General features: G+C 42.1%; 24 protein-coding genes and 1 pseudogene. 6 read left to right on the top strand and 19 right to left on the bottom strand.

Features of this window, described 5'->3' with window-relative positions; genetic code table 11:
- Window positions 1-37: 37 nt before the first annotated feature.
- The 10 genes from KKOR_RS00410 to KKOR_RS00360 form a co-directional block, all read right to left on the bottom strand.
- Window positions 38-448 (bottom strand): GntR family transcriptional regulator, encoded by a 411-nt coding sequence (locus tag KKOR_RS00410; protein ID WP_187287321.1) that lies wholly within the window; start codon window positions 446-448, stop codon window positions 38-40.
- Window positions 449-1110: 662 nt separating this feature from the next.
- The gene (locus KKOR_RS00400) at window positions 1111-1587 is read right to left on the bottom strand and encodes a VF530 family protein (RefSeq protein WP_012800022.1); all 477 of its coding nucleotides are present in this window, start codon (window positions 1585-1587) and stop codon (window positions 1111-1113) included.
- A 274-nt stretch (window positions 1588-1861) separates the two neighbouring features.
- A complete protein-coding gene (locus tag KKOR_RS00395) occupies window positions 1862-2191 on the bottom strand; it encodes a hypothetical protein (protein WP_012800021.1) in 330 nt (109 codons plus the stop codon).
- 12 nt (window positions 2192-2203) lie between these two features.
- Window positions 2204-2668, bottom strand: coding sequence for a hypothetical protein (locus KKOR_RS00390; protein ID WP_012800020.1), 465 nt, complete (start codon window positions 2666-2668; stop codon window positions 2204-2206).
- 207 nt (window positions 2669-2875) lie between these two features.
- Window positions 2876-3625, bottom strand: a complete 750-nt coding sequence (locus KKOR_RS00385; protein ID WP_012800019.1) for a GGDEF domain-containing protein — start codon at window positions 3623-3625, stop codon at window positions 2876-2878.
- A 176-nt stretch (window positions 3626-3801) separates the two neighbouring features.
- Window positions 3802-4425 carry a hypothetical protein gene (locus KKOR_RS00380; RefSeq protein WP_012800018.1) on the bottom strand — a complete coding sequence of 208 codons (624 nt, stop codon included), beginning with the start codon at window positions 4423-4425 and terminating at the stop codon, window positions 3802-3804.
- 118 nt (window positions 4426-4543) lie between these two features.
- Window positions 4544-6046 carry a sensor domain-containing diguanylate cyclase gene (locus KKOR_RS00375; RefSeq protein WP_012800017.1) on the bottom strand — a complete coding sequence of 501 codons (1503 nt, stop codon included), beginning with the start codon at window positions 6044-6046 and terminating at the stop codon, window positions 4544-4546.
- Between the two features lie 370 nt (window positions 6047-6416).
- Window positions 6417-7829, bottom strand: coding sequence for a DUF1996 domain-containing protein (locus KKOR_RS00370; RefSeq protein ID WP_012800016.1), 1413 nt, complete (start codon window positions 7827-7829; stop codon window positions 6417-6419).
- A gap of 104 nt (window positions 7830-7933) precedes the next feature.
- Entirely contained in the window at window positions 7934-8596 is a 663-nt protein-coding gene (locus KKOR_RS00365; RefSeq protein ID WP_012800015.1) for a response regulator, read from the bottom strand.
- A 22-nt stretch (window positions 8597-8618) separates the two neighbouring features.
- The gene (locus KKOR_RS00360) at window positions 8619-10106 is read right to left on the bottom strand and encodes an ATP-binding protein (RefSeq protein WP_012800014.1); all 1488 of its coding nucleotides are present in this window, start codon (window positions 10104-10106) and stop codon (window positions 8619-8621) included.
- Between the two features lie 200 nt (window positions 10107-10306).
- Here KKOR_RS00360 and KKOR_RS00355 point away from each other — a divergent pair, with 200 nt between their 5' ends.
- Window positions 10307-10594 (top strand): hypothetical protein, encoded by a 288-nt coding sequence (locus KKOR_RS00355; RefSeq protein ID WP_012800013.1) that lies wholly within the window; start codon window positions 10307-10309, stop codon window positions 10592-10594.
- A gap of 114 nt (window positions 10595-10708) precedes the next feature.
- Here the strand turns inward: KKOR_RS00355 and KKOR_RS00350 are convergent, their stop codons facing one another.
- Both KKOR_RS00350 and KKOR_RS00345 read right to left on the bottom strand, forming a co-directional pair.
- Window positions 10709-11572 (bottom strand): TIR domain-containing protein, encoded by an 864-nt coding sequence (locus KKOR_RS00350; RefSeq protein WP_012800012.1) that lies wholly within the window; start codon window positions 11570-11572, stop codon window positions 10709-10711.
- Window positions 11573-11697: 125 nt separating this feature from the next.
- Window positions 11698-12261, bottom strand: a complete 564-nt coding sequence (locus tag KKOR_RS00345) for a hypothetical protein (protein ID WP_012800011.1) — start codon at window positions 12259-12261, stop codon at window positions 11698-11700.
- Window positions 12262-12508: 247 nt separating this feature from the next.
- On the opposite strand from KKOR_RS00345, the gene KKOR_RS13545 reads away from it, so the two are divergent.
- From KKOR_RS13545 to KKOR_RS00325, 5 genes and pseudogenes are all read left to right on the top strand, one after another.
- A complete protein-coding gene (locus KKOR_RS13545; RefSeq protein WP_012800010.1) occupies window positions 12509-12664 on the top strand; it encodes a hypothetical protein in 156 nt (51 codons plus the stop codon).
- Between the two features lie 57 nt (window positions 12665-12721).
- Window positions 12722-13648: pseudogene (locus tag KKOR_RS00340) on the top strand (YifB family Mg chelatase-like AAA ATPase); the annotation flags it as partial.
- A 286-nt stretch (window positions 13649-13934) separates the two neighbouring features.
- The gene (locus KKOR_RS00335; protein ID WP_012800008.1) at window positions 13935-14396 is read left to right on the top strand and encodes a hypothetical protein; all 462 of its coding nucleotides are present in this window, start codon (window positions 13935-13937) and stop codon (window positions 14394-14396) included.
- Window positions 14397-14493: 97 nt separating this feature from the next.
- A complete protein-coding gene (locus KKOR_RS00330; protein WP_012800006.1) occupies window positions 14494-15075 on the top strand; it encodes a hypothetical protein in 582 nt (193 codons plus the stop codon).
- 80 nt (window positions 15076-15155) lie between these two features.
- The gene (locus KKOR_RS00325) at window positions 15156-15905 is read left to right on the top strand and encodes a DUF4145 domain-containing protein (protein WP_012800005.1); all 750 of its coding nucleotides are present in this window, start codon (window positions 15156-15158) and stop codon (window positions 15903-15905) included.
- A 140-nt stretch (window positions 15906-16045) separates the two neighbouring features.
- Here the strand turns inward: KKOR_RS00325 and KKOR_RS00320 are convergent, their stop codons facing one another.
- From KKOR_RS00320 to KKOR_RS00290, 7 genes are all read right to left on the bottom strand, one after another.
- Window positions 16046-17878 carry a UvrD-helicase domain-containing protein gene (locus KKOR_RS00320; RefSeq protein ID WP_012800004.1) on the bottom strand — a complete coding sequence of 611 codons (1833 nt, stop codon included), beginning with the start codon at window positions 17876-17878 and terminating at the stop codon, window positions 16046-16048.
- Window positions 17871-19856 carry an ATP-dependent nuclease gene (locus KKOR_RS00315; RefSeq protein WP_012800003.1) on the bottom strand — a complete coding sequence of 662 codons (1986 nt, stop codon included), beginning with the start codon at window positions 19854-19856 and terminating at the stop codon, window positions 17871-17873. The genes KKOR_RS00320 and KKOR_RS00315 overlap by 8 nt, the downstream gene beginning before the upstream one ends.
- A 301-nt stretch (window positions 19857-20157) precedes the next feature.
- Window positions 20158-20439, bottom strand: coding sequence for a hypothetical protein (locus tag KKOR_RS00310; protein ID WP_012800002.1), 282 nt, complete (start codon window positions 20437-20439; stop codon window positions 20158-20160).
- Between the two features lie 546 nt (window positions 20440-20985).
- Window positions 20986-21246, bottom strand: coding sequence for a helix-turn-helix transcriptional regulator (locus tag KKOR_RS00305; RefSeq protein ID WP_012800000.1), 261 nt, complete (start codon window positions 21244-21246; stop codon window positions 20986-20988).
- A gap of 112 nt (window positions 21247-21358) precedes the next feature.
- The gene (locus tag KKOR_RS00300) at window positions 21359-21790 is read right to left on the bottom strand and encodes a 5' nucleotidase, NT5C type (RefSeq protein ID WP_012799999.1); all 432 of its coding nucleotides are present in this window, start codon (window positions 21788-21790) and stop codon (window positions 21359-21361) included.
- A gap of 154 nt (window positions 21791-21944) precedes the next feature.
- On the bottom strand, window positions 21945-22280 hold the full coding sequence (locus KKOR_RS00295) for a YegP family protein (protein ID WP_012799998.1): 336 nt from the start codon (window positions 22278-22280) through the stop codon (window positions 21945-21947).
- A 45-nt stretch (window positions 22281-22325) separates the two neighbouring features.
- Window positions 22326-22868 (bottom strand): hypothetical protein, encoded by a 543-nt coding sequence (locus KKOR_RS00290; RefSeq protein WP_012799997.1) that lies wholly within the window; start codon window positions 22866-22868, stop codon window positions 22326-22328.
- Between the last annotated feature and the right edge of the window lie 14 nt (window positions 22869-22882).

Below are 22882 nucleotides of genomic sequence, written 5' to 3'. Positions count from 1 at the left end.
CTTTTCCTTTTGTATTGGTGCTTTTGTCCGGTTCGCCTCAGGCGGAACGCTTGTCGAGCATCGGTGCTAGGTCGACTTGCAGGCGGTTAACAATTTCGTCTGTTGTGTAACCGAGGCCTAGCACTTCAGCGCCGAAAGTGTCTATTGCCAACGCCAAGCGTCGCTCGCGTTCCGAATCGGAAAGCCGCTGTTGCGGTGCGGCCACGAAAAGACCAAGTCCCTGACGGGAATCCAGCCAGCCCTCATTGTTCAATTCAGAATAAGCCTTAGCGATAGTGTTGGGATTCACCATCAACTGCTTCGCCAGGCCGCGCACGCTGGGAAGCTGCGCGCCGACTGGAATCTCGTCTGTGGCAATCAGGCGACGGATACCGTCAGTGATCTGCCGGGTGATGGGGCGCGGATCTGCCGCGCTAAGCTTGAGCATCAATGGGACTGTTCGTGACATTGCCATACCTGCCTTTGTATCAACTGTACTATTTGTATTGGTACAGCAAATATAAAGACAAAGCTATGGGTTGTCAAGATGGAGAGGTTTATTCCGGAGGCACAATGCTGCGTGCCGATACACGTCGCTCAGACGCATTGGGAGGTAACGGGAAATACTGAGTTTCTAGGTACTGCCCATGACCCAACACCAGTCGATACACGCCCAGAAATTAGAGTGGAAGTGTTATTGTTTATTCAACAACACAGATTTTCTCTTGCATAGAAACGGGTGCGTAAAACCAGCGACCATCGAACTTGCGGAATTCATGTGTTCCATATCCACATCCGTTCGGATCATTCGTAAATGCGCATACCATGTAATTCTCGGTTGAAGATGTATACCAGATAATCCCTGTGGGTTTGACATGAAAGTTTGCCATACTAATAAGTTTATCTCGTTTTACAGGATTCTCGGATCTAACCCATTCAGGCCCTACCATTTCGTCACAATAATGTTCAATTGTTTGGGTAGGGTAACTCTCTGAATTCTCGGAGTTTAAAGTACAAGCCACCAAAAAGCTTATTAGAAATAAACTAGATATTATTTTCATAAACTTTTTCACTAGTATAGATAAACATCTAGTTTGGCCTCATTATTAATCTTAGCGTAAGCCGAACCCTTTAATTCCATTTTCCCCAAGGATCGTTACTCTTGTCGATTTGTGAATCTGAAGAGTCCGCCGAGTCTTTTCTCTTCTTACGAGGGCGATGGCCGCCACCTTTCCCGTATTCTGCTGCTTTTTGTTCTCGTTTCTCGTTTAACCGCTCAGCATCTTCCAAACTTAATTCGGCAGGTTCACCGGGCTTTTCATCATCTGAAATTATGCGATCTCTGGGCGGTACTTTAAATTGTTCCGAAGACGCACGCGGCAAATTCTTATATTGGTACATATAGAATGCTTCTACTTTTTCGCGCGCCCATTGTGTTTTCTTAAGAAACTTAATACTCGATTCGACGCTCGGATTGGTTTTAAAGCAGTTAATGTTTAGATATGCATAAAGGATCTCAAAACCATAGTGATCGACTAATTCAGTGACTAAGGCTTTTAAACCGACACCATTCAAAGGGTTGTTCTTGTAATTTATTTCAGAGTTCATACACATATCCAGCAAAAGAAGGAGTTACATTGCATCATTATAGATGCGATTGAGAACAGTATAGCATCAGCTATTCATTTTTCAGATGTCTTAACGACAAACTATCATCCTTAACATCTACTGTCATTGCCTCGGCAATTCAGTGACTTTAATCAGACTCAACCCTACAGAAGGGATATAAAAAGAGGATTATTTTGTGTCTTCCTAAACTTTCTGTTTGTTTATATTTGTAACTCTCTGATCAATAGGTGGTTTAGTAGTGTCTATGGATACTTTAGATAAAATAACCGCTGATAATTAGCCCACTAATGACAGTTGACCCAACGATGATCGTGATGAGCGTATTTGCCTTCATTCGCGCGCCCGCTTCCATTCTATAGAGCACAAAGCCAAGTATCAGAAAGACAATTACATCTATTATTCCATGAGTCACCCAGTGATGGCCTGTAATCGAGGCCAACCAGTGGTGCACGGCCTCGCTACTCTCCTTGATAACGACTAGAAGCGCACTCAAAATACTTGTGATAGCGTAGGAGAGGCCAAATCCGCTTATACTTGCGGAAAGCTCTTGTGTCATCTCTGTTGTAGATTTATTAGTCGGCATTTTCCCTGCTCCTTATAGTTGCTTAGCATGCAAAGCGAGTTTAACCCCTAAGCTAATAATGGCGCCCGCACCCTCCATTGTAAGAGTCAGAAGAACCACTAGCGCCGAACTCCAAAGAACGACCTTTCGCCTTGGAATTTGCTTAACTATGTCACCCCACGCAGCAATGGGAAGAAAGGTTGCAAGAAGCAATAACATTAGAAAAAGGTGCTCCTTCGCTTCCATGAAAAACGAATGAGCAAAAGGCCAAGGGCCTTCTTTTATAATGGCTTTATCGCCCCCGTAGAAAGTCACATACCAATAGCCGCCGACGATATAAGTAAGCCATATTAGAATTGCTACCAGTACACTTGCACTTCTGATACGACTATAGTTGGCGTCGCTAGCATTAAGCGTTTCAACGAACACCCATACAGCCGCAATTAATGCGAGAATGCCGAAAGTAGGATGCAGCATTAATATAATTTCTTTAGACATGTGACATCTCCTTTATGCCAGATGGCAATATAGAAAATATACGCCTTTAGTAATCTTCCAACAAGTGTGTGTTATTGAATGTCTGTATAGCTCGATCACTGTTTTTTTGTTCAGATAGCACCGGCTTTAAACATTACTAAAACCAGAAGAACGTTTTTTTAGAACCAATTATTATGGATACATAGGTGTGGAGGATTATTTAGAGGTTTATTTATCATAAAAAACAGCACATCCTTTTCCTCTTTCTTTCGCTTCGTACATGGCGATATCTGCCTCTCTAATTGCGCTCTCCCCATTCAAGGTTTCGAATCCCAGAAGGCGAATTCCTATACTCGCGCTAACTTGTAACATTTCACCGTTAAACTTAACTGGTTTGTTCACTGTAGCAATTAATTTTTCGGCAACGTGAAATACCTTTTCCTTTGCTATTCGTTCGTCTTCATCAAGACGGTTCAGCAGAAGAATAAATTCGTCTCCGCCCAGACGAGCGACAATGTCCTCGGATCGAGTGAGAGATTGAAAGCGTTTAGCAACTTCGACGAGTACAGCATCACCGGCATCATGTCCACTGTGATCGTTTATAAGCTTGAAACCATCTAAATCTATTAGCAGTAACCCTCCATAATGCTTGTGCCTGATATTGCCAGCTATATCCCGTTCCAAGTGTCTTAAAAAAAGTCGGCGATTTGCCAACTTTGTTAATGGATCGGTATTTGCCATATTTTCTAGTTGCGTGATCGCATTGTCTCGAGCGACTACAAAAGGTCTAATAATCCAAAAGTAGATCAAAGGAGTAGAAATAAATGCAAGTGCTGTAACATCAATACTAGTTAGAGAATAGACATTTAATTTATTCGGAATCACGGCAAAACACACCATAATCAACGCCTCCACTGAGGCAATGATGATCACAATCCGTAGGAGTACTTGTTTTATAGTTAGCGATTTCACAGTCATCTTTGATTTCCAATGCGAACTGAAATTTGTCGGGTTCATTCCCGAATATTTGGCAAGCTCCAGCTTTTAAATTACTCTACTTGATCATCACCAATTCATTTTTACAACGTTACCAACAATGGGGTCAAAGTATATTTAATTAATTATAAATATACTTTGACCCCATTGTTTCGTCTTTATTTAGAAAAGAAAAATTTAGCCCAAGTCGATTTTTCGGTATCTGCTGCTTTTTCTGGATAAAAGAACTCTGCGCCATACTCTCCATCTTGATATACTGCACTGAGACGAATCATCATATTCCAGGTGTTACCGACAAACTTCTTTCTCAATACCTGAACTTCTCTGTGAGATCCCTCCAAGAATTTTGTGCGTTTGCCTTCATCAGTTTCTTCTTCACCTGCGTATGGAACCCAATATCCACTCCAATCTTTGTGATTCCAAAATGCAGATTCACTCCAGTCTTTATCACTGAGAGTTCGCTCTGATAATTGAGCCGAAGCATGTAAATTATAGAGATGACCCGTTTCTGCGTGTTCAATGTAAAGGTCAATAGCCGTGTAATCTTCAGCTTTTCCTTTGGCGCAAACGAATAAAGACTCTTTATCGTGCATAAGATAAATAGCAGTCTGTGCTGGTAATTCAATCTTTGTTGAAGCTTGCCATTCTTCTTTATCGCAATGGCCATCGAAAAGAGGTGTCTTGCTTGTTGGGTTAATTCCAATAGCTTCAGAAGCGATTGCCTCTCCAGACAGGATTGAAAGTGAAGCAGTTAATAGCAACAATTTTAATGATATTTGCATACAAGTTCCTTGTTAAAATATTTTCTTTTTTTGATTTAAATTAGCTAACTCTTTCCATATCGGAAAATAATTTGCGAGCAAAGTCTTAAAGCATTAGACACACACTTATCACCGCCGCTCATCTGTATCGCTCGTGCGTTGCGTACCATTCTTTTTTGTCGCGGTACATATCCTCATCTGCGGCTGCTAGCACTTCTTCGGGTTCGACTTCACTGGAACTGGCGAGTCCGATACTGAGTTCAAGATATGCTGTAGCCGTTTCCTGCGCTCCGGTAGCCAGGCGGATCTTGCGGCCCGACACATCGCGCTTGATGCGTTCACGCAGTCCTTGTGCATCTGTGAGGCTACTGCCTCGGCAGATAATGACAAACTCATCACCACCATAACGCCCAAAAACATCTGTGGCGCGACATACTTCCTGCAGTACCACCGCAGTTTCTCGAATCAGCGAATCTCCAGCTACGTGACCGTACTTGTCGTTGACACCCTTCAAGCCGATCACATCGATCATCAATACAGCAAACTCCATAGCGCCATGTTGCTTGCGGCTGCGTATGGCGGAGGCCAACTCGGCGTCGAGGCGACCACGGTTGAAAACACCCGTCAGGGGATCTCGCTCTGCGGCGTGTTTGAGATCGAGTGCCAGCATCTTGTTCTCGACGTGAACACCGAGCATTTCGAGTGCTAACCGGGCTGCCTCGCGAAGCAACGAACTTATCGCTCGCGCACGTACCACTATGATGCCTTCATTACCACGAACGCGGCTATTATCGAATACCATCTGGAAGATCGCCCCGTTATCCGGGTTGATCCAGGTTAACTCCCGGCTGTCTGGTGTGCGAGTGGTAGATAAATACTTAACCAGCGCATCCTGTTCCTCCACAGAGATATCCACGAATTCCACGAAACGCAAAACCCCGGGGCGTTTCACGTCACGTACCACCATCCCCAGACCATACTTCGGATAAAGATCATGAATTCGTTGCAGCGCATCATGGATGAAGTCTTGCACCTCCCCTACCAGATCGGCACTTGATGAAATCTCCACCAACACCTGAAATACACGATTACGCTCCTCAACCCCACGCGTAGTGCTGACCAATCGGGCATTCTGGTTGTACGCTAGGAAACCCACACCAAGAACATAGCCCAGTAACAAGGCCATGGTCATTATGTCTAGATAAAAGGGACCATCGATCTGCACCTGCCAGTCATTAAGGATTCCACCAGCAATCGCGCCAGTTGTGTATAGAAGCAATGCCAACAACAGCTGACGGCTACCTCCAACAACCGACGCATTCAGGGCGATTGCTACCATAAAGCCGAAGGATAGCCAGAGGTAAAAGTTAACAAAGGCAGCGAGGAAACCGAGAATCAGGGAATCAGCGAGGATGGCTCTTGTTTCGAATCGTGCAGTCGCCGAAAGGAACCCACCAGCCACCACCAGCAGGTGTGGGTACAACAATAGATACAATGCCGGGAAAGCGAGATACCAGGCCCCCCATCCTCGTTCCTGAGCTAAAAGCGCAATAATGACGAAGCTGATAGCAAAGGCAACCGCTCTCGGAGCGTAGTTGACGCGTGACAGACGGTGCGCACCCGCCATAAAGCTTTCAAACATAATCAACTCCTATTGTTACATGGCCTTCGCTTTAGGCGGCCTGGTTATGAGTCGATGTCATCTTTTGCTTTCCAAGTTGCTTCTATCAAAATGCATTCGTTTATTATGAATATGATCTGCTTTGTGCCATCAAATACATTCTGAACGTCTTATCCATACCCTATAACACATAACATTTTTTCGAATTCGTTCTTATGACCTTATTCTCATTGAGCTTTTTTTACAAGCCCGGCATTTACCAGTAAGAGTAGATCCCACAAGGCGAAAAACCAGCTCAATGTCTTTGATTTACTGCTGATGTCAGTTGTTTTACTTGGATTTAAACCGACAACTTTTGTTGTCGGCTTTTATAATTATACAGCTGTGTTTGTTAGTAACCCATTCCGCTATTTATGATGGGGGGTTCTTCCTGAGTTCCTTCTCGGGTTCCAGACAGGCGGTATCCATTGGCCAGATTTCCGTCATGGCAATCCAGACCCGCCTTAATACAATTGCTCAAGATTGCTTCCATTACTGAAGGATGCCATGCGTTAAACCAGTCGCCGTGCAGGGAAAGTCCACCGGCCTGCTCATCGGTGACGTCATACATATCAGCGGCCAAGCGCCAGCCCTTACTGCTTCTCTCTACTGGGTGGGTGTATTCGGGTAGCACGCCGAATGCGTAATGATAACTGACACGAACTACAGGAACCGGGTGCGAATCTGGACAATGAGTACCTTCAATTCCGCCCTCATTAATCGGGTAAGCCATATGGCTGCGGTGGTCTTCTGAGTCAAGATTTTCACCGTCCCAACAGCTGGGATAAAACAGATCCATTCTTAGGCGATCCGGTTCGTGGCATTCTGGTATTGTTGCGCTGAACTGCGGATTTGTTGCGTCGTTCGACTCCCAGGTCTGGCAGTGCCATCGGGCTACGGTACTATCCTGTTCTTCACCAGGCCGGGTACTGGCAACACCAGCAATCATGCGTAAGCCCGGTGGCAGCGGTTGAACGGAGTCCAGATCATCGACTCCGGCAGAATAATAGAAGACCTCATGCGCTTCATCGTCATTACCGACTACTGCTGGCACCACCTGCCAGGCTGGATCACCATTGTTATCCAACTCCCGTTCGCCGGTAATCTGATCGTACACCGGAGCCAGCAAAGCTGGTACCCAGTAAGAAGTCAGGTTCAGCAAATTGCCCTGGCAGGTGGATTCACCCTCAGTATAAAGCGAGGCCATGGTAGTGTTCTCATCCACCTCGGTATTGCCGTAGAAACGGTGCAAGTGCGCTGCATCATTCTGGCCAGGGAATACAATCGGGTCATCGTAGCTGCTATGGGCAAAATCACAATTGATACGGAATATGCCTCGCCAGCTATTTGGTTCTACCGGGCTTGGCGATATATTGGTGGCGACTAGATCTTCGTGTCCTTCAAAAAAGACATCGTTAACATACCAACTGAATGATGTTACTTCTCCGAAGTCTCCCGCTTCATCATAAGCTCGTACGCTCAACCAGTTGCTGCCAAGCGCAATCTCTTCTTTAAAAAATGGTGACTCACAATCGCTAAAGTTCTCTTCGTTTATGGCGCACTCATAACCAGAGGCATCCGGTGCACTAAATTCAAACTGGGCGTAGCGCAACGAGGTGGTTTCGTCTGGAGTCACTTCGAGTAACACGTCCAGGCTCGAACTAGATTCGTCAGTTGAGGTCGTTTCTGTATCTGAACTGCTGTCGCAGGCGGTTAAGGCTCCGCTTATCAATAATAAGGGAAGGTATTGCTTGATGGATTTCATAAGCTGCTCCATGAGTTGCTTGGTAATTGTTATTTACCTTCACAGCTTAACGATCCATTTTTCAAACAATGTGCAAGGATTGTGGAACTCTAATAGTCCCTCCTTTAATCGAACTTATAGCCCACACCATAAATCGAGCGGATAGGGTTTTCCGTTAATGGTAGCAGCTCTAGTTTTTTGCGTAATTTTTTAACGTGGCTGTCTATGGTTCTCTCGGAAACCAGTCGTTGATCGGTATAGATGGCATCCATCAATTGATCACGTGAAAACACCCTGCCAGGTTGTTTCACTAATGTGGTTATCAGACGAAACTCTAACGCAGTCAGTTCCAGCACCTGGCCACCGGCACGAACCTGGTATTTATCTTCATCTATCTCCAGTTTGTCCTGCAAGGCTGGCGTACCTTCTGCCCGACGTAGCACCGCTACTACTCGCGCACAAACTTCCCGTGGGCTGAACGGTTTGCAGATATAGTCATCGGCGCCCGATGACAGCCCAAGCAGCCGGTCTATTTCTTCCACTCGCGCTGTGGCCATAATAATGGGCAGGTTGGAATTTTTCCGCACTTCCCGACACAGACTCAATCCATCGATTCCCGGCAACATCAGGTCCAGAAGTATCAATCGGGCTTGATGGTTTTTCAGCCACGGCATCACTTCATCTCCCCGATGCAGCATTTCCACCTCGTAACCATCACGAATCAAATAATCGCGCATCAGTTCCGCAAGTTTTATCTCGTCTTCGACAATTAAAATAGGTGTACTCATATCACAGGTCTCTATAAGTTTGTTACCGGTAAAGCGGCAAATGTACTGCAATGGCCAGGCCACCCAATTCGCTGTGGCGGGCTTCAATCGAACCCTGATGGCCCTCTACAATCGCTCGGCAAATGGCAAGCCCTAAACCGACCCCGCCGCTGATTCGATCCCTGGCGCTATCGGTCCGATACAGCCGTTCAAATAGTCTTTCCAAATCCTCATTTGCCACACCGGGAAGACTGTCTTCCCAAAGCACGGTCACCATCCCCTTTTGCCTGTCTTCGAGCAGACGCACTCGCAGCTGTCCTCCCGCATTGGTGTAGCGTAGCGAATTATTCAGCAGATTGCGGAACAACTGAATAAGACGTGATTCATCTGCGAATAAAATCAAAGGGTGTTTGGATGCCTCGAAATCCAATTGAATATCTTTTTCTGACAGCCGAGGCTGGCTTTCCTCAAGAAAATCACTAAGCAGTCTATTCAGTGAAACCTCATCACGATGATAAGCCAGTGCTCCCTGATCCGACAGCGCAAGCTCGTATAGATCGTTAATCAGGCGAGTCAGTCGTCCCACTTCAGCATGCAGGGATTCAAGCGCAGAGGGTTGCATAGGTCTGACGCCATCGATCAGGGCTTCCAGTTCCCCCTGCAAAATTGCCACCGGCGTCCGTAATTCATGAGAGATATCTGCTATCCATTGTTGCCGTGCCTTTAAGTTATCCTTCAAGGTGTCCGTCAGCAGATTAAAAGCATGAGCAAGCCGACCCAGCTCATCGTCGGAGGTTACAGGCAACGGCTCCAGTTGCTCTATTTCACCGGCAGCTAACTGTTGCATGGATTGTTGTAGACGAGTCACTGGCCGCACCAACCGCTTCGCAAAAGGGAAAGCCAGACCCACAGATATCAGCAATATGCCCAGCACAATCCAGGCCAGTTGCTGCAATTGATGGGTTACAAACAGCCGATCCATCTCCCGCTCCAGCTCCGTTGAATGCGCCACACCCAGCCGCCCTATCATTTCTCCATCTACCCTGATTGGCAACCACTGGATACTTGGTTTTCTGTGCTCAGGATTGATCATAGGTAAATCGATAATCGGTTTATCGTTCTCGTCGCTTAGCAGTAATCGCTGAGTCATGGGGTGAGGTGGGCGCGGCATACGCGGTGGCCGTTTTGATGATTCGGATTTTACTGGCGAAAGGTTTTCTGCGCTATCTCGGAGTATCAAATAACGCTGTACAAGATGCTGCCATTGCCGCCGATTATCTTGCAGCCACTGCCATTGATTGCCATTTTGCTGAAAGGCCTCGGCCAGGCCCTCCACTAATGGCTGCAACTCCTTGGCTTGATCGTTGCGCACATAATCTCGAAAACTGCGATTGAAGTTCCAGCTCACAGCCGTAAACAGCGCTCCCGCCAGCAACAGGTTGGCCACCAGTATGACTAAAAATTGCTTGTATCGAATCTGCATCTGCACCGCCAGTTTGACTTTTTTACGCCTGAAGCTAAGCCCTAACATGCTTTGAACAGCTTATCTCAAACATCTGTAAGAAATATACACCTGGCACAGCCGTGAACCAACTCGCAATCAATAACTTGTCATTTTTTTCCACATTAGCTGAACAATTTCTGCAAATACTACTTCTAGAATAGCCGTTAATGGTCGGCAGTAACGCGTCAGCCATTACCACCCCTAACAATCTATTAAGAGGTAATATTATGAAGACTCAAACTAAGATGTTTTTAACCGGGTTCGCACTATTAACGAGCATCTCAATGACGAGTGCTATGGCGCATCCATCAGAGTCCGGCAAACGCCACGGACCACCGGAAGAAGCCATTGCAGCTTGCGAAGGTTATATTGAAGGTGACTCTGTGAGTTTTGAAGCACCGAATGGTGAAAATTTGGAAGCCACCTGCAAGAAAGTGTCTGGCGTGTTGGCTGCAGTTCCTAATGATCATGGTAAACGCCCTCGCAAACCATGCGCTGACAAAAACAAAGACTAACTTTTAGTTTTATGTTTTATTATTTAATAGCTCACAAGGGGCTGCATAGTTCGCTATGTAGCCCTACTTACTCGTTAACGCCTTGCTCTGTTTCGGCCAAACAGGAGAAAATTGTTATACGCGTGCATCAGTTCTGAAGCCGTCCATATAGTAGATTGAGTTATGACTTCTTCGGTTCGCACCATGAACTCTGACGCCTTCAGCAACGATTACTGAAATTGAACTAGCTCCAGCCAGCGGTGGAATAACAATTTCCTTATCCACATAGAAAACATTTCGGCGAGAGATCTTTATGTCTTTTAAATAACTACTTTTTGCCCCTTCTTCCCAAGCAACAATTTCAGCTTCGGTAGCAGGCTTTGCAACCGCATGAAAGTAGCTCATTATTGAGGATAAAAGCGTTGATGCCTCTTCCCTTGCACGTTGAATTTCATGGTTTTGCATCCATAATTGCGATTGGACATCAGCGAGCTGCTTTTTAAGTCGCTCGGCTTCCGGCTCAGATACAACTTCAATTTCTGAGTTCCTAATTTTCTTAATTGCTTGCTTTATCTTCGCGCAACTCGTAGCAACAGCATCCACTTTGTCTTCCAACTGGTCGTCGTAGCTTGTAGTAGTAACTCCCGCTAAGTCAGCTGGTAATCTAAATTCTGTTTCTTTTGATTTTGGGATCAAAACAAAACAGCGTTCGATGCCCAGCGAACCTATGAATAAGCCAAGTTCAAAAAGTACATTATCTCTGACGGTACTGTATTCGTTCTCTCTGATTATGGTCTTATCATCAGGATGAAATACAAAAATACCAAACTCAGTTTCTTTGGCTCGCTTGATCAAAGATGTAATAGTGACTGACGATAAATCAAAGGCATTATCCCATTGTTTTACTTGGGCATCATATTCCATTTTTATATTTACAGCTTCAGCCACAGAAAGTCCTTCAACCGATGAAGCTATAAATACATTGGGCTTGTCACTCATGCGTTCTCCGTTGGTTTATTCGTATAACGCCCAATTAACAGGCAAAAAATTGTTGGCTAAAATGAGCGACGAAGGAGCAAAAGCCAACTGTTTTTTGTCCTTGTTTAATTTCTTGTTAGGTATTTTTATTGAGTGATACTTTTTACCCTAAAAGTATTTATATCAATGTGACCATTATTAAACACTACTTTTTCAGGCTTTGCTGAAAATAGTTTTTTAAAAGGTTTCCATGTGCCATTTCTAGTGGTTATTGCACAATAAAACTTTGCATCAGTTAACCACTCATAGGGAAAGTCTTCTTGAACATTAACAACAATATTATCAAGGGTAATACAACTACCGGGTAAAATAGGTGATTCATTAAACCCTATAAACTCCCAATAGTGATCATTATTAAATATAACACCATTAAATTCCTTAGATTTTGGCATAAAGGAACCTTCAAAATATAAGTGCCATTGCATTTCATTTTGCATTAAACCCTGCTTTCCGAGATTCTTTAGCATGAAATGAAATACTTTCTCACCATTAGCTCTGTGCCCAATATCAATCGCAACTTCTAATTTAGGCTTTCTCAAGTAACTGATTAATTGTGCAACTAAAACTGCGATCACGAACGTAAATATCAAATTAGATAATAAAGATGACCAAATACTATTCCAAAAATTTTGATCCAAAACTGGATGCATACTCTAAATACCTAACATTATATTACCGGACATCGCCGATAACCTTTTGATTTAAAATGATTTATTTTTAATGTCCTTTTTTCCGGCTAATACCATGTAAAACCGGACATTACTGTTCTGGTATCTCTTTTTGTATTGAGTTTACAGATACCATGGTCAATGACCTACAGGCCTTATAGTAATTGGCTCTTTTGTAATTGCAACGGATTTTTTAGTATGCCGATAAACCCAGTAAATAGGACAAGGAATGTCTGGTTCTCCTTTTTTACAATCTATTCGCCATTATCTGCGAACGAATAATTACAGCTATCAAGTTGCAACCACACAGCTCACCGCTACGGACATCCTGACCTCTCGCGGCACTGACACTTCCCTGTGTGGCGTACACCCACGTTATGAATAAAGGGGCTAATGCAGTGAAAAGCCCATTGGATCATCTATAAATTAAATAAGGAAGTTTATGTCTCTCGCTATTGTTTATTCCCGTGCCGGGGTTGGGATTGAAGCGCCATTAGTTACCGTTGAAGTGCATCTGTCGCACGGTTTACCCAGTTTGAATATTGTGGGCTTGCCTGAAGCGGCGGTTAAAGAAAGCAAAGATCGAGTGCGCAGCGCCATTATCAATTCTAATTTTGAATTTCCCGCGCGGCGCATCACCATTAATCTGGCACCTGCGGATTTACCGAAGGAAGGCGGGCGTTTTGATCTGCCAATTGCATTGGGGATTCTGGCGGCGTCCGGTCAGCTGCCGTCTGATTATTTATCCAATTATGAATTTATTGGTGAGCTAGCTTTAACCGGTGAATTGCGCCCTGTTAAGGGTGTGTTGCCGGTGGCTTTGGCTTGCACTGAAGACTCGCGCACTTTGGTTGTGCCCGAATCTAACGCGGCGGAAGCAGGTTTGGTGCCTTCGGTACAGGCGGTTCACGCCAAGCACTTGTTGGATGTGTGTCATTCGTTAATGCGCAATACGCCGTTATCTGAGTGCGTTAACGATGCGGTGGTGAACGATTATGACTTTGATATGGATATGTCGGATGTCATCGCTCAAGAGTCAGCCAAGCGCGCTTTGACCATCGCCGCAGCGGGCAAGCACCATCTTTTATTCATTGGTCCTCCTGGTACGGGCAAAAGTATGCTCGCTTCGCGTATGCAGACCATTTTGTCGCCCATGACCGAACAGGAAGCCAAACAGTCGGCATCCATTTATTCGGTTAGTCATTTTGGATTCGATGCCAGTCAGTTTTTTGTGCGTAAATACCGCGCTCCACATCATTCCTGTTCTGCACCAGCGTTAATCGGTGGCGGCAGTCATCCCAAGCCCGGCGAGATTTCTTTGTCGCATAATGGGGTTTTATTTCTGGATGAGCTGACCGAGTTTGTCAGGAATCAAATTAAATGAGAATCAGTCACAATAATTGAGAATATTAGTGACTAACATTAACTGAAGCCTGCAATACAGTAATGGAGGACGAAAACCCAGGCTCTAATATATTCTTTCTCTAACATACCGATTTTGCTACTATCCATTGAAGTAAACATGACATTAATGTCCGGTTTACCTGGTGTTATCCGTAAAAAAAAAATAAAAATAAACAATTAAATATCAAATGGTTATCGACGTTGTCCGGTAATATAATGTTAGGCATCTTTAATCCGAGGAACTATCAAATATGACTGAATTTGCTATAGCCTTACTCGCAGGTATCGCAACAGCAATTATTATTGCAGCGGTTACCAAATGGTTATGGCCTAGTTTTCAGGACAGGTGCTTATACAAGGGCATTAGGGTGGCTGGAACATGGGAAATTTCGGAACTGCGAAATGGAGAAACTGTTAAAGCGGGTAAGATTCATTTAAATCAAAAAGGCCGCATCATAACTGGCTCAAGCACTAGAACAAGAACCCGCGATGGTAAAAAGTCTGAGCGGAAATTCAAGTATCACGGATTTACTTGCGGCAAGCAAATTACTCTCACATTTGAGGACGAAAAAGGAGCCGGATTTGATACCGGCACATATGTTTTTGTTGTCCAAAATGACGGTACGACCATGATCGGCATGGCTACTTTTCATGGTAAAGCTGAAAACAAAATAATTTCTGAACCAAGAACTTTAACGAAGGTGGTGGCGTAATGCCTAACAATCGCAGGCACAGCGACGGCTTTTTTATTGCGGCTGGCCTCCATTACAAAGCCGCGCGTGCTGCGGGCGTTAGCTACAAGGAGAATGTGTGGGAATAATTAGACAGGAAACGTTGATCCACTGGAATTTCTTTCTCTCAATAGAGGAAGACTTAGACAGGCTTTCACGTTTTGTCGATTTCTCGGCAAACGACGAGGTCTACTCCATAGAAATCGCTCGGCTATTCCTCGGTGCGAGTGCGGAGGTAGACGTGGTTCTTAAACAGTTGTGTGCCGCCTTGAACACTGGGTCGGATGCTTCTTCAATCAACTCATACTACAGCCATGTAGCTAACAACCTTCCGAGATTCAAAGAGTTTGAGGTTATTCTCCCACGCCACGGTCTGACCCTGACCCCTTGGATTGATTGGGAAGAAGGAGAACCGCCTTTTTGGTGGCGAGACCACAACAAGGTCAAGCATCATCGACACGAGCATTTCCAAAAAGCTAATTTGAAGAATTGCTTGAATTCAATTGCGGCGCTCTACGCGTCAGTATTGTATCTTTACCAACCTCAAGCAGAGAATGGCGAGTTGCTTACGTTGCCAAGGCTCCTCAATGTTGGAGATGCCTATTTTAAAGGGACTGACATGGGACGGTACGGCCATTCCTTTGTATACAATTTGCTATAGTAGCTAACAGATGCAGGCAAGGGACCTGCCCCTGCTCCCTGCTATAAAGTGTTAGTTAACTACAAGACGAGGTGCATGAATTGAACAGAGATCGTTATATAGGACCTTTTAATAGAACATCTCTACCGGCTTGGCGCTGCCCAAGCTGTGCCGAAGGGTCGCTAAAGCTTGTACCAAAATCGCTTTTTATAAAAGAAACCGTACGCTCACTGTCATATCACAGACATGAAAATTGGGAGCCAGATTGGACAGAAGCCAACTACTCAGCACTATTAAAATGCTTCCATTGTGATGAGCATGTTTTCTCTGTAGGAAAAACGCAGCCTGTCGAAGCTTATGATGACGAACACGGATTGTATTTAGAGAGCGCTTTAAAGCCACTTTACTTCCAGCCTCCTATTCAAATAATACCTATTCCAGACGAGTGTCCTCATGATGTTAAAACAGAATTAATATCGGCAAGCTCACTGTTTTGGTCTGATTTGTCTGCGAGTGCCAATAGAATTAGAACAGCATTGGAGTTAATTTTAACTCATAAAAAAATCAATAAAACAAAATTAACAAATTCACGAAAGCGTAGAATTCTTTCTCTTCACGAAAGAATTGAATTGTTTAAAGTAAAAGATCCCCAATTGGCAGAAATTATGCTGGCGGTTAAATGGCTAGGAAATGCAGGCAGTCACACTGGTTCGCTTAACACCAATAATGTGTTGGAAGCCTTTGAACTACTTGACCATGTGATCGAACACTTATTTGTAAAAAAACTAAAAAGGCTCAGGGAGTTGACAAAGGGTATAAACAAGAAAAAAGGGCCGGGATCATCAAAATAAGCTAACAAAGTTCTGCTCGGACACAGACATCATGTTATAACTTGTCTATATCTATGCTTACTTCTAAGTCTATTCAGTCTTCTTCATGAAAGCCTGATGAGTAGACAAAGATATAGTTCCCATTTTCGCTATATTCATCTTTATATATCAGGCAGTTGAACTACCAAGTTTGAATCCTTGAGTAAACCTACAAGAACAGGCGGCCAGTTTCCACGATTCTTGGTAAAATATAGTCGCTCCTCTGCACGAGACAGGCCTACGAAAAAGGTGTTTTTTTCTTCTCTTTGAGACTTTTCATTTTTCTCCTGCACAGCACGTCTAAGTCCCCACCAGGAGTCATCATGGAAGTCAACAAAAAAAACTGTATCAAACTCTAACCCTTTACTTTTATGTATAGTCATTAGTTTGACTTGATTTGTTCCTTCATAATCATTTATTGCTTGTTTAAGATCTTTCGGGTTGTTATTGAGCGCATCTTGAAAAAGAATGCAGAATGACTCTTTAACCTTATTGAAATACTGCGATCTATATTGAGGGTACACCAATTTAATTTTTGCACTTCCAACAATATCAAAAATTTTAGTTATAGTATTCTCTACTGGCTCTGAGAAATTAATGCAAGACATCAGGCGTGCGATGTATGCCTTTAACTTCTTGCGCTCTCGCTCTTGACCTAAGTTATATCCTGTAAAAAACGACGCTATTTTATCAAGCTTTTTCTCTTGTGAGTAGTTTATAAGACCTGCCTTATATCTTATCAGTAGCATCCAAAATATAGATAACGGTTCAACCATCAGGTCTTGTATTTTGACGCCATTACTAACAACTAATGCGTCCTCATTTCTGAGGCTTAAATCGTTACTTAGAAATTCCCCAATTGCATTCTTATAATAATCCTGAGCCCTCTGTCTCAATATGAGTGCAAAATCACTAGGTGCTAATGTGGGATTTTCACTCAGAGTTAAATTGATATGCTTGGAGATATACGCGGCTTCACTCTCCGGGCTATCGAAGGCTTTTGCACCTATACAGTTATAAGGCGGAGCTCCTTTCCTAGTCCCTACATAAACGACTGGAGTTTCCATTGAAGTTGTTAAATCTTGAATAACATGATTAATAAGATTAATGATTTTGGTATTTGACCTATGGTTTACCATCAAATGAACAGTTTTGGAATTAAAATCCTTCGCTAATTTTTCAAAATTTTGGGGGTTGGCTCCCGCCCATGCCATTATCATTTGATTTGTATCTCCAACCGCACTAATTATAGTATTACTACCTTTAAAAACTGTTTGTATAAATGCAAACTGTTCGTCCGTAGTATCCTGAAACTCATCAAGGAATAAATATTTGTAGGTTGATAGAATTAAGTACCTTACTTGGCTATAGTTCTTAATAATGGTAAAAGCCATTGAGCGGCACATCTTGTAATCCGCAATTTTATTCTCAGCACAGTATTTCCAAAGTCTCGTTATTTCATCATTGGGTCTAGCTGTTAAATCAAGCGGAGAATAGTTATTTTTGAAGACAAAAGGACGACCCCCTAATTGATTTTGCTCATAATCTGACCACCAGTTATGATCAAAAGGATAAACATCAAAATCAGAAGGTATATCAATCCAACTTGGTAAGAGGGTAGAAAATCTACGTACCAGTGATATGAAGAACGCATCGAATGTTGATGATTCAAATCTACTGGCTAGCTCTCTTCCACAGCGTAAATCAATCCTATTTTTGATGTTACTGGCAGCGTCCACTTTGAAAGTTAGGGCTAATATTTTTTGTGGAGATTTACATAGTCCAGTTTGCAATAGATAATTTGCGCGCTGAGCTAAAATTTCTGTTTTCCCAGCCCCTGGACCAGCAAGGATTGCTAGATTGTTATTTTTTTCTTTAATAACCTCATTTGCGACTTCTGTAGATATAAAGCCGTCACTTGGTTTCCATGATTCTACAGACTGGTACTTACTCATTCTCTTTTGATTCCGATAGCAAATTCGATGACTTATTAATCAGACGTTTTAGAAAATCAGGGCATTCTGTCACGACATCGTCTACCTCCAGTTCTAATAAATCAGCTATTGCTTTATAGTGGGATGCGACTTTACTCTTGGTGCAAAACAGATATCTATATTTTTTTAATTCTTCATCCGAGTATATTTCTACCCCATTATCATCATAGTCATCGTAATTCTCGCCTAAGACGGCTCTATCTAGCACTTCTCTATCGCTATCTTGCGCATTTGAGGCATCATAATAGTCAGGGTATGCGAAAATCATAGCCATATCTAGATCGAGAGGGAAAGAGTAAAAGACGCCATATTCTTCAAGCAATATCGCCATTTCATTTAATTGCCTGTATGTTAATTGCTTCTCTTGTAGTTTTTGAGTGCTTACACCTTCTGGAAAGGCAAAGGGCCTATCTATCTTTTCTAATTCATCAATTATGTACTTGATTCGTAATGGACCAGCACCGCTCCTTCCTAAGTCCATATCAACTAAGGTTAAGAAAGGAATATTCAAGTCTGATAATAACCTCCACATATGATTTACATGTCTGCCACCTAGTTTTACAAAAGAAACAAATGATGGATCTAGGTCAAACCCCAACGCTTCTGCCAATTTTGGAATGACTATTTCTTCTGAATCGCCTTCACCCAGTATTACAAGTTTAGCAAAATATAACTCTGGATGAGCAAGTATTGCTTGATTTATATACTTATAATCATCTTCTGCTTTTTCTGACGGAAGTAAAACTTGGTTAACAATTGAGTAGCGATCAGTTGAGTTTACCTCTTGCCTAAAATGTCGGATTTGCTCCACTCGCTGCATTCGACGTACCACGCTCGTTGAGTGTGACGTGATAATACCTGTTGCTTTTAAACTATTTGTTTGAGTGGACAAAACCTCTATTACCCGTCCCAAGTAAAATGGAGACAGATGATTTTCTGGTTCTTCGAATGCAAATATTGTAAATACAGGAATATCTCTATCAAGAGATTTAAAACCTCTTAATTCTCCTGAATGATGCTTTTGTTCTAGAATATATAGAACAACCGAAAGCGTAAAATAAAGAAGTGATATTTGACCATCACTTAATTCGTTAATATCTCTGCTTCCACCATCTTCTGAGGGTGAAAGTTTCACAGTCATTGTTCTTAGAAGCTCCCCAATCTCAGTTGATGCTGCTTCAAGTTTAGGCTCTTGATAGTGCTTTAGCGTTTTGTCATGAGTGTTATTCCAGACTTGTTTTAATAAACTTGTGGCTGTTTTGATAGATTCAAGACTTTGGATTTCATTGCTAAGGTCTCTGCTTATAGCTTCTATTTTTTCTTGAGAAGAAATATTTAAATCTGTATATCCATCAAGTAGATTTGTTAACGATTTCACTTCATTCTTAAGTGTTGACTTTGAGTCTCTGAAAGCAGGGATGTATCTTAGCTTGATGTGTTTTCGATCATATACCGAAACAGGGAATTTATTTTCAGCATCATCCCCGAAGTCTACTTTGTTAGAAGTTGTTATCCAATACAACTGGGATTGCACCTCATCTTCGTATTCGTTTTCATCCCATTTAGACTCTAATCGCATTCTTGCTTTAAGTCTTTTATCATCTTGATCAGCATAAATTACTGAACTGAATGCGGGGCACACCTCCCGCGACTCATCAACAGCTGTTTGAAGCTCTGGAAATGAAAAAATGATTTCTATATACAGTTCTCGACCAGATATTTCTTTGTAATCTTCACCTGACCCAACATAAAAGTCTTCCCGAATAACGGTTCTCTCTTCTCTAGTTGATCCAAATATTCTTTTTAAAGCCAGTATTAGCGCTGATTTTCCTGTTCCATTATTTCCAACAAAACATGTGATATCAGACTCCATAAATATGACAGCCTCAGCCTCTGAAAAGCATCTGAAGTTACTGATTGATATTTTTTCAATTTCCATTATTTACCCAATGATTGCATATGTATTATTTCAGCTAAAGCCTCATTAGCCGTCGAGCAGACATAAACCAATAATGCATCTATAGCTAAGCTTATAGCTTCAATGTGTGTTGTATATCGAAAGTCGAATTATTAATTTCACTATAGCTGTTTTTCCTTAGCGGGCACTCTACCACATAACCTCAGAATAACTTTACCTAGTACTTTATTAGTTTGTATAGTTATCTCTTAGAAACAATGCGAGAGGTATTGATATCCATAAGTACTTCTCACAGTTTTGAGTCTATTCATTGCTTACTTGATTAAAGGTCATAAAATGTTCGAGCTAAGTGAATCTCATAATCAATATGCTCTCTAGTTGCATTTGCATTTATCATGACTTCCTCTAAAACTGCGCAGAATTCTTCAGCAGTAAACTCTCCATTAATTATTCTTTCTTTGACTTCTCTTGCTCTACGTTCCTCAAGCTCGTGCCTGGCAAATCTCATGTCCACGTCGCCCAAAGTACCCAAAGCCAACTGTCTTATTTGCACTTCTTTGTTTTTATTTGTAGTCATAAATATTTCTCCGAATTTGATTTTCATGCAAAGACTATTACTCAGTTTTAACAAGTGCAAGTAATAAATTTTAATTATATTGATTTCACTTAAGCGCGGTGCTTGCTGATTTATGTGAGACTTCAATTTCTGGAACCTGTTATTTCTACATAAGCCTATCTATTAACACATATAAATTTCTATATTAAGTTACAGTGGTTCTCTGACTTCTTACATAAAGGCATTTCTTACTATTCTTATTAAATCGACCCACTACCTTTGAAGTTTAAAGTGTAAATTTTATATGATTGGGTATATATCTACTTTTGAAAATTATTTCATCAGAGTAAATTAAAAATAGATAAAAATACTTAATTGAAATAATATCTAACTTAAGCCATATAGCTATAGGATTAGGTCATTTGCGATCTGGATATTTACTATCGGTTTTAATTGCAGCTCAGGCAATTCTTATCGTTGCGATTGTTGCAGTGGGGACAGCAGCGGGACTTAAAACAGTAAGTGTCGATGATATTTATACTGAGCCAAATTATCTGGCTTGAATAGTCATGCTCAAGCTTTACACCACAATACTTACTTTATATCGCCTTTATACGCATCATATTTCTTTTGACGACTCATCCAGTACTCAAGGCTAATGCCTGTTATTTGCTCTAATCCTTTAGCAAGCTCAATCGTTACTGAACTTATACCATCAGTAAAGCTCTGCAACTCCTTCCTGGTCATATTTAACCTTTTGCTCAGGTCGGTATGATTGTAAGCATTCATGCATTTTTCTTTAAAGACAATGCCAGGGTGCTTAACCGGCAATATGTTACTTCGAACTATGGCCATACCTATCTCCGTAAACTAACTCCTGAATCTAACTCCTTAAACGTAGCTTCAATAACATTATTATTGGCTTTGAACGGTATTACGCAATAAACTTCACCATAGAAGCTAGAGGCTAGCCCACTTGCTTTAATATTCTAGCCCAGGTTTCAAGGCCTTTGCTCCCAAAGTGTAACACTTTACCTTCAAATGCTTCTTGTCCTTTACCGTCGATATTGTCATCAATCAGAATGTCACCTTTAAGCAGCCCTTTATTAGAGCAGATGATTAGTCGCTCAGTAGCCTCAAAGCCCAAATGCCTTTCAACCCACAGTCGCTTTTCAGTATAGCTCAAAGGATTTCTATTAGAAGGGGCGGTTAGGATATACACATCGTTCTTCTCACACAGCCTGAAGAATGCTTTTATAGCACCGTCTATAGGCTCCAGGTCTTCAAAGAACTTTGGTAGGGATTGAGGATAAGCTACAGTGGGCTCCTGTTTCTTGATTTGAGCGTACGCAGCATCGTAATCTGCCAGAACTCCGTCCATATCAATATAGATGATCATAATTCAATCACTGTTCGCAATTTCCACTATTGTATAACAGCTTTAACCGTACGAACATCAATGATGCTCATACGGTCATTTACTATCAACATCGTACTAAAATAGTGCTAGTTTGCCATTGTATTAACTTAGGGTCAGACGATAAGAGCCAAGTCTAAGTTAAGTCCACAACGTCAGCATCAGGGCCAAACCGCTTAACTGACTCTATACCATTGTCTCTTGAGGCCTTGGTCGTATACATTTCGCTATGACCTATGGGCTCATGATTCTGTGCTTTAAGAACAAAATAATACTGATTATTTTTAGAGTCTTTTCTTGCGTAGTTATTATCGTCTGGTGAGTTCTTCTTCACTGATTCTATTCCTCCCTGACAACTTGATTTAGCGGTATACCCTTCGCTAGCTAATATAGGCTCTCCATTAGATGCCTTTAGCCGAAAGTAGTATTCATTATTAGCGGTACTTTGAAATATCTCGTATTTGCCTTTCATTTTCATCTCCTTGTTTTAAATTCACACCATAAATCAACGTTAAACTTAATTAAGTTTTGACCAATTGCTTTCTCCATAAGTTACCAGCTCACCCTCTCCAAAGCGTTCTATATAATAGAAGTACAAATACTCCCCAGCTTTGTTGCCTGAGACTTCCACCTCCCAATTATGCTCTGCAAAAATATCAAAAGGTACTTTCTTCCTACGTATAACTTGGAAGTCAACGGTTGATGGCATTCCTTTATCTATTAAGAGAGCCTCAACTTTGTTGCTAATAGCTTCAGAAGGAGCTGAGTATCTATAATTTGCCGGGTAGAAATAAACTAACAGTAAGCAACCTATAATACTGAATATGAGGATTGAGAAAGGATATTTTTTTCTACCTTTAAAGAATAGAATAGCTGTAGGAATTAATATAGCAAGGCTAATTCCTAGTGATATTACTCCATAGATTATCTCTTGAAAGACAATCCCAACTCCCCAACTATGTGGAGCACAAATATAGAATACCCATCCTCCTACCAGGAGGGATAATGCAGATTGTATTAGCCAACTTTTCAAATAGACTACTCTATTTGTTCTTTTCATTTCATTACTAACTC

It is taken from the genome of Kangiella koreensis DSM 16069 (genome assembly GCF_000024085.1).
GTDB classification, from domain to species: Bacteria; Pseudomonadota; Gammaproteobacteria; order Enterobacterales; family Kangiellaceae; genus Kangiella; species Kangiella koreensis.
Note: the sequence above shows the minus strand (reverse complement) of the source record. Positions and strands in the feature narration are given on the sequence as shown.